Source organism: Methylovulum psychrotolerans (genome assembly GCF_002923755.1).
Classification (GTDB): Bacteria; Pseudomonadota; Gammaproteobacteria; order Methylococcales; family Methylomonadaceae; genus Methylovulum; species Methylovulum psychrotolerans.
The window spans coordinates 58,722-65,444 of the sequence record NZ_PGFZ01000008.1 but is presented as its reverse complement, the minus strand read 5'-3'; the positions used below and the strand labels follow the sequence as shown (position 1 = coordinate 65,444).

General features: G+C 52.2%; 8 protein-coding genes. 4 read left to right on the top strand and 4 right to left on the bottom strand.

Translation table 11 applies throughout. The features are described 5' to 3' along the window. Window positions 1-302 precede the first annotated feature (302 nt). The 3 genes from AADEFJLK_RS16330 to grxD form a co-directional block, all read right to left on the bottom strand. Window positions 303-647, bottom strand: coding sequence for a DMT family protein (locus tag AADEFJLK_RS16330; protein WP_088621120.1), 345 nt, complete (start codon window positions 645-647; stop codon window positions 303-305). A 68-nt stretch (window positions 648-715) separates the two neighbouring features. After that, on the bottom strand, window positions 716-1,726 hold the full coding sequence (gene ispB / locus AADEFJLK_RS16325; protein WP_088621119.1) for an octaprenyl diphosphate synthase: 1,011 nt from the start codon (window positions 1,724-1,726) through the stop codon (window positions 716-718). A gap of 379 nt (window positions 1,727-2,105) precedes the next feature. After that, the gene (gene grxD / locus AADEFJLK_RS16320; protein WP_103974975.1) at window positions 2,106-2,429 is read right to left on the bottom strand and encodes a Grx4 family monothiol glutaredoxin; all 324 of its coding nucleotides are present in this window, start codon (window positions 2,427-2,429) and stop codon (window positions 2,106-2,108) included. A gap of 176 nt (window positions 2,430-2,605) precedes the next feature. Here grxD and AADEFJLK_RS16315 point away from each other — a divergent pair, with 176 nt between their 5' ends. The 4 genes from AADEFJLK_RS16315 to AADEFJLK_RS16300 all read left to right on the top strand — a co-directional run bounded on the left by AADEFJLK_RS16315 (window position 2,606) and on the right by AADEFJLK_RS16300 (window position 6,211). Next, the gene (locus AADEFJLK_RS16315) at window positions 2,606-3,784 is read left to right on the top strand and encodes an aspartate aminotransferase family protein (RefSeq protein ID WP_103974974.1); all 1,179 of its coding nucleotides are present in this window, start codon (window positions 2,606-2,608) and stop codon (window positions 3,782-3,784) included. A gap of 11 nt (window positions 3,785-3,795) precedes the next feature. Continuing rightward, window positions 3,796-4,698, top strand: coding sequence for an ornithine carbamoyltransferase (gene argF, locus AADEFJLK_RS16310; protein ID WP_103974973.1), 903 nt, complete (start codon window positions 3,796-3,798; stop codon window positions 4,696-4,698). A gap of 42 nt (window positions 4,699-4,740) precedes the next feature. Continuing rightward, complete coding sequence (locus AADEFJLK_RS16305; protein WP_103974972.1) at window positions 4,741-5,409, top strand: TIGR04211 family SH3 domain-containing protein; 669 nt, start codon at window positions 4,741-4,743, stop codon at window positions 5,407-5,409. A 220-nt stretch (window positions 5,410-5,629) separates the two neighbouring features. After that, entirely contained in the window at window positions 5,630-6,211 is a 582-nt protein-coding gene (locus AADEFJLK_RS16300; protein ID WP_103974971.1) for a Uma2 family endonuclease, read from the top strand. Between the two features lie 44 nt (window positions 6,212-6,255). On the opposite strand, the gene AADEFJLK_RS16295 is transcribed toward AADEFJLK_RS16300, so the two are convergent. After that, window positions 6,256-6,723, bottom strand: a 468-nt coding sequence (locus AADEFJLK_RS16295; protein WP_211299236.1) for a hypothetical protein, incomplete at its 5' end; no start/stop codon positions are given.

The window sequence follows — 6,723 nt, the reverse complement described above, 5'->3', positions numbered from 1 at the left end:
CAGCCCTCCCCATCAGGGGAGGGAGCCGGATTCCATTGCAACTTATTGTTTTAAATTAATTTGTTAAAACTTTCAATACCCAGTAGCTGAACTATTTATCCGAATGTTAAAAACTTGATGATCGAGTTAAAGGTACGGGTCTTGGAGCGCGGGCATCTTGCCCGCGCTCCAAAAATGCTTATGCCGAGGTTATTTTATGCACGTTCCTTACCGTAATTCTGGCGGCATTGGCAAATGTCGGGCGAACCGCTTGCCCAACCTACGCGAAATATGCTGGCTTCGCTTAACGGTAGGGGGAGCCGTTACTTCGCCCGAAAGATGAAATAAGCCGCCCCGCACAGCAGCAGGCCTGCCCATAGATAATCCAGCTTGAGCGGGGCTTTTAAGTACCAGATGGAAAACGGCACGAACACGCCTAAAGAAATGACTTCTTGCAAGATTTTAAGCTGGGCGAAGCTCATGACGGTATAGCCTAAGCGGTTGGCGGGCACTTGCAGCAGATACTCAAACAGGGCAATCCCCCAACTGATGAGGGCGGCAATCAGCCAGGGTTTGTTATGCAGTTCTTTTAAATGCGCATACCATGCAAAAGCCATAAAGACATTGCTGCAACACAGTAAAAAGATGGTCGTTAAGGTAACTTGCACGGCTAAGGGATAGGTCAGGGGTCAGGCAAAGTAGGCATAAACCTATGCTTGCCTGACCTACGCGGTCTTTAGTAATTGCGTTGTACGGAAAATTTCGCCAATAAGGTCAAAGCTTGCTTGTACTCGGATTCCGGCAGGCAAGCGAGGGCATCAATGGCTTTTTGGGCTTCTTCATCGGCGCGTTGTTCGGTGTAAGTGATCGCTTGGGTGCGCTGCACTATGTCATAAACGGCGTTAAAGGCCTCGCGGTCGCCGTTTTGAATCGCGGCAATGATAATTTCCGCCTCGCTGGGGGTGCCGTTTTGGATGGCGTAAATCAATGGCAAGGTCGGCTTGCCTTCGGCGAGGTCGTCGCCTAAGTTTTTGCCCAAGTCTTCTTGATTGGCTTTGTAGTCGAGCGCGTCGTCAATCAATTGGAAGGCGATGCCCAAATGTTGCCCGTAACGCGCCAGATTTTCTTCAATATCGGCATCGGTATTCGCTAAGACCGCCCCTAAACGGGTCGCGGCACTGAACAGGATAGCGGTTTTTCTCGCGATCACTTCCAGATACTTGGCCTCGGTGGTTTCGGGGTTGTTGCAGTTGAGCAATTGCAGCACCTCGCCTTCGGCAATGGCGGTGGTGGTTTTGGAGAGGATTTCCATTACCCGCATATTGCCCGTGCGCACCATCATTTCAAAGGCGCTGGAATACAGGTAATCCCCGACCAAAACGCTGGCGGCGTTGCCCCAAACGGCGTTGGCGGATTCTTTGCCGCGCCTTAAGTCGGATTCGTCAACCACATCGTCATGCAGTAAGGTGGCGGTATGGATAAATTCAATGACGGCGGCGAGGATCAGGTGGTTGTCGCTGACCCCGCCCAAAGCTTTGGCGGCCAGTAGCAGCAGCATCGGGCGCAGGCGTTTGCCGCCGTTGCCGACAATGTAGTGGCCCATTTGGTTAATCAGCACCACATCGGAGCTGAGTTCGTTAATAATGAGCTGGTCAACGGCCCTGGCTTCGGTGTCGGTCAGATTCTTGATAGAATCAAAGTCTATAGGGGTCGATACATTCGAAGGTGAGGGTGAGTTCGCTGCCATTATGGATTGCTACAAGTAGAAAGTTTGGATGTATTTCATAGCGTTGGCTATGAAAGCCTAGGTTAGCGGCACATTATAACCTAATAGTCCGTTAAGCGAGTATGTCAAGTTAAGCGGATTGGTTTTTAAGAGGGGTTAGGACGGATGTTTGCCCGAAAAATTTGGCTTATAAAAAAGCCTAATAAATATAAGGTTTTGCCAAGCTTGCTGCGCACAAAAGCATGGCGGCACGGGGCTATTATGGGGCGGGGTGGCCTGGTGTGTTGAAAAGCGGCGGGCAGGATGCCCGCGCTCCCAGGGAAAGCTTGCCTATCGTGTCGGTGCGGATACCCAAGAGGGCAGGTATCCGCACCGACAAAACAGCTATCCGGCTTAAGCCTTATTCGGCAACGCCGCCGACAGCCGCCAAACGGGTCGCCAATTCACCTTTCTTATACAAGTCCACGACAATGTCGCAGCCGCCGACCAATTCGCCACTAATATACAATTGCGGGTAAGTGGGCCAGCTGGAATAATCTTTCAGCGCTTCGCGCAGTTCGGGGTCTTCAAAAATGTTCACATACATATACTTGGCTTGGCACAAGTCCAGTATTTGCACGGTTTGCCCAGAGAAGCCGCATTGCGGGAAGTCGGGCGTGCCTTTCATGTATAACACGACCGGATTGTTCTCAAGCTGATCCTTAATTCTTTCTATCACGTTCATAGCAGACATCACTCACTGATTAAATAAAGACAAATACCTAGCGGCTTTCTCAACATTATAGCACTTAAAAACGCAAATATTAACAACGGGTCTTGCTTAGGGGTAAATTGAAACTTATAATCGACCATTTTTTTATCGGGTTATACAAGCCCTTGTTTTGTTAATAGGTAGACCTTATGACCAGCCACATTATGCCAACTTACGGACGTTTAGCGGTCACTTTCGAGCGCGGGGAAGGCGCTTGGTTGTGGGATAGCGAAAATAAACGCTACCTGGATGCCCTTTCCGGCATCGCCGTGTGTAGTTTAGGCCACGCCCATCCGGCGGTACATAAGGCCTTATGCGAACAAAGCCAAAAATTGCTGCACACTTCCAATATTTACCGCATCGGCGTACAAGAACAGTTGGCCGACCAACTGACAGCCCTGAGCGGCATGGATAATGTGTTTTTTAGCAACTCCGGAGCCGAGGCCAACGAAGCAGCGATTAAACTGGCGCGTAAATACGGGTATGGCCTAGGTATCGACCAACCTGCCATTATCGTCATGGAAAAAAGTTTCCACGGGCGGACGCTGGCGACCTTAAGCGCGACCGGCAACGCCAAAATCCAGCAAGGTTTTGCTCCGCTGGTCGAAGGCTTTATCCGTGTGCCTTATAACGATGTCGGCGCGGTCGCCGACGCGATCAGCCAGCACAACAATATTGTCGCCATTTTGGTCGAGCCTATCCAAGGCGAAGGCGGCGTGAATATCCCCGCCCCCGACTACCTTAACCAACTGCGGGCATTGTGCGACCAACACCATTTGTTGTTAATGCTAGATGAAATCCAAACCGGCATAGGCCGTACCGGACAGTTTTTGGCTTACCAACATAACCGTATTTTGCCGGATGTCTGCACACTGGCAAAAGCTCTGGGCAACGGCGTGCCGATAGGCGCGTGTCTGGCGCGGGGCAAAGCCGCCGAGGTGCTGACGGCGGGTAGCCACGGCTCCACGTTTGGCGGCAATCCGCTGGCTTGTAGTGCCGCGTTGGCGGTGTTGGCGACCCTGGAGGCCGACGGCCTGATTGCCGCCGCCACCCGCAAAGGCGACGCTATTTGCGCAGGTTTTAGCGCACGCCTGCAAGGCCAGCCGCATATTGTCGATATCCGCCATAAAGGCATGATGATCGGCATAGAGCTGGACAGCCCCTGTGCGGAATTGGTCGGCCAAGCCCTGCAAGCCGGCCTGTTAATTAACGTCACTAACGAGCGGACTATCCGCCTGCTGCCGCCGCTGATTATGGACGAGGCGCAAATCCAATTGCTCGTTGACACCTTATCACCCCTAATTTTAGCGTTTACCGCACAGTTGTAGGTAGCAGTTTCATGAATCCCAGACATTTTATCAGCCTGCTTGATGTATCCGGCGCCGAACTGCGCGCCCTTATCCATCGCGCCATCGAACTAAAAAATCACCGTGACCTTGATTACCAGCCCTTAAAGGGGCGCGTCATGGCGATGATTTTTGAAAAATCCTCCACCCGCACCCGCATTTCTTTTGAGGCCGGGATGAGCCATTTTGGCGGCAGTGCCTTATTTTTATCGCCACGCGACACCCAATTAGGGCGCGGCGAACCCCTGCGCGACAGTGCCAAAGTCATTTCCAGCATGGTCGATTGCATCATGCTGCGCACCGACAAACACACCACCGTCACCACGTTTGCCGAGCATTCGCGCGTCCCGGTCATTAACGGCCTGACCGACGAACAGCACCCCTGCCAATTGCTCGCCGACATCCAGACTTTTTTTGAGTTGCGCGGCGACTTGCAAGGCAAAACTGTAGCCTGGATCGGCGACGGCAATAATATGTGCCATTCTTACATCCATGCCGCCATGGTGTTGGACTTTACCCTGCACATCGCCTGTCCGGTCGGCTACGAACCCGCCGCCGCGATAGTCGCCGCTGCGGGCGGACGGGTGAAATTCTTCCCTGATACCGTCGCCGCTGCGGTGGGTGCGGATTTGGTCGTCACCGACGTGTGGGCGAGCATGGGGCAAGAAGAAGAGCAAAAACAACGCGAGATAGCCTTTAAAGACTATCAGGTCGATGCGGCAGTAATGGCGGCAGCGCAACCCGATGCGCTGTTCATGCACTGTTTGCCAGCCCATCGCGGCGAAGAAGTCAGTGCCGAGGTGATCGACGGCCCGCAAAGTGTAGTGTTCCAAGAGGCCGAAAACCGTTTACATGCCCAAAAAGCCTTGCTGGAATTTCTGCTCTGCGGTAAATGACGTTAAAATCCGTTTATCAAACGGCTAACTGTAGGGATTTCCGTGAACAAAATACACACCGCGCTGATTATCGTCCTGCTTGCCCCTATCGGGGCGCAGGCAGAAACCGTATACGTCACCGACAATCTCAATTTATCGCTAAAATCTGCCCCCGATAACGAGGCGAAAGTCATTAAGCTGCTGCCCACGGGTACGCCGCTGACCGTGACCGGGGCAAAAACCAAAACCGGTTTTACCCCCGTGCGCATGGACGACGGCACGGAGGGCTATATCCAAACCCGCCACACCCAAAAAGAACCGCCTGCCCGAGAGCAGATGGAAACCAACCATAAGACCCTCAAATCCTTACAGTCGGAAAACCTGTCCTTAAGAGCCGAGCTGAAAATCGTTAAAGACGCCATCACCCCCGGCACATCGCTGGAACGCTCGTTAGCCTTAGAGCGCGATAAATTAAAGCTGGAGTTGGGCGAGTTGAAACAAGCGGCGGCGGGCGTTGTGCAGTTAAAAAACGAGCGCGATGAGTTGCAAGAGCGCGTCGTTAATGCCGAACGCAAACTGGAGCAATTGGAGCGCGAGAACGCCAGCCTGAAAAACACCAGCGAACAAGATTGGTTTTTGTATGGCGGGATATTGGTGTTCTTTAGCGTGATTTTAGGGTTTATCTTGCCGAAATTAGGTTGGCGGCGTAAGCGCGGTTGGGATATGTATTGAATGGGCTTTGTTGCCTGCTGTTGGTGTAGGTAGGGGCAAAGGGCGTATGCACCCTGAGGGGTTGTCGGGCAGAAACCGCCTGCCCGACCTATACTGTGAACGGCCAAGTTTTCGGCTTTTACAATTCACCGTAGGGTACAGCGTACCCTACCAAAAAACCGAAAACTTGACCGTTTGAAGTATATATGTGGTGCGGGTTTACAAACGACGGGGTATTATTATGTCAGCTAATTTATCCATAAAAACGCCTTGGGTCAGTGAAGCGGACTACTTGGCGGCAGAACTGACGGCGACAGTCCGGCATGAGTATATCGACGGTATGGTGTATGCCATGGCAGGGGCGAGCCGTAACCATGAAAAAATCGTCGGCAATGTCTTTGGCGAATTAAGAAACGCCTTAAAAGACCAGTCTTGCGTACCTTATAGTTCCAACTTAAAAATTAAAGTCGGCAGCCAGTTTTTCTATCCCGATGCGATGGTGGTCTGTAACGAAACCGCCCAGCACGATTACTACACCGAAGCCCCCACGTTGATTGTCGAGGTGCTGTCAAAATCCTCGCGGCGTATGGATGAAACCACCAAACGCCTCGCCTACCAAAGCCTGCCCAGTTTGCGCGAATATATCCTGATTGAGCAAGATTTTGTCGATGTCGAAGTCTGCCGCAAACGCACGGGCTGGGTGTCGGAACATTATTTTTGGGGCGACGAGGTGAGTTTTGAGGCGGTGGGCTTGAGCGTGGCGGTGGCGGAGATTTACCGCTGGGTTGATAATGATGAGGTGCGGGGCTGGGTGGCGGGGTAAGCGGCGTTATGGCGTTCGGTTAGGTTGCTGCCGCCCCGACTTGCCTAGGCCTCGCCCGCCATAGGCGCTTGGGTTTCTTGCCATAAGCGATCCAGCAAGATACGGAAGCCTTCATCTTCGGGCAATGAGTGGATACGGCTATCAGCCAGTTCGGCATCGTAAAGGGCTTGACCACCTAGTGTTAAGGCTGCTTTTAAAAGCAGTTCGCTTTCTGCTGCTCTACCTAATAAAAATAGGGTGTAGGCTTGGTTCCCTAATATTATGGTATGGCCTTCTGTTGGTGTCCGTGTCAGGGCTTGGGCAAAATTATCCAATGCTGTCTGTAAAAGATTTTGTTTTTGTTCGGGATTGTCGTGGCTGTTTTTGGCCTGTAGTAAAATAGTGAAGCCTTTGCCATTCAGTGCATTAGCAACCTGTTTTTGTAAGGCAGGTTCTGTCGAGCCGCCAAACCGCCCCAGCAGTTCGTCATAGGCGGCGATTGCTTCTTCCGGCTGTTGCAATTGACCCAAGGT

What these genes read in the sequence shown, in the direction of transcription:
- argF (WP_103974973.1), top strand. Translation starts at nt 3,796, where the DNA reads ATGAATCCCAGACATTTTATCAGCCTGCTTGATGTATCCGGCGCCGAA.
- AADEFJLK_RS16315 (WP_103974974.1), top strand. Translation starts at nt 2,606, where the DNA reads ATGACCAGCCACATTATGCCAACTTACGGACGTTTAGCGGTCACTTTC.
- ispB (WP_088621119.1), bottom strand. Translation starts at nt 1,726, where the DNA reads ATGGCAGCGAACTCACCCTCACCTTCGAATGTATCGACCCCTATAGAC.
- AADEFJLK_RS16300 (WP_103974971.1), top strand. Translation starts at nt 5,630, where the DNA reads ATGTCAGCTAATTTATCCATAAAAACGCCTTGGGTCAGTGAAGCGGAC.
- grxD (WP_103974975.1), bottom strand. Translation starts at nt 2,429, where the DNA reads ATGAACGTGATAGAAAGAATTAAGGATCAGCTTGAGAACAATCCGGTC.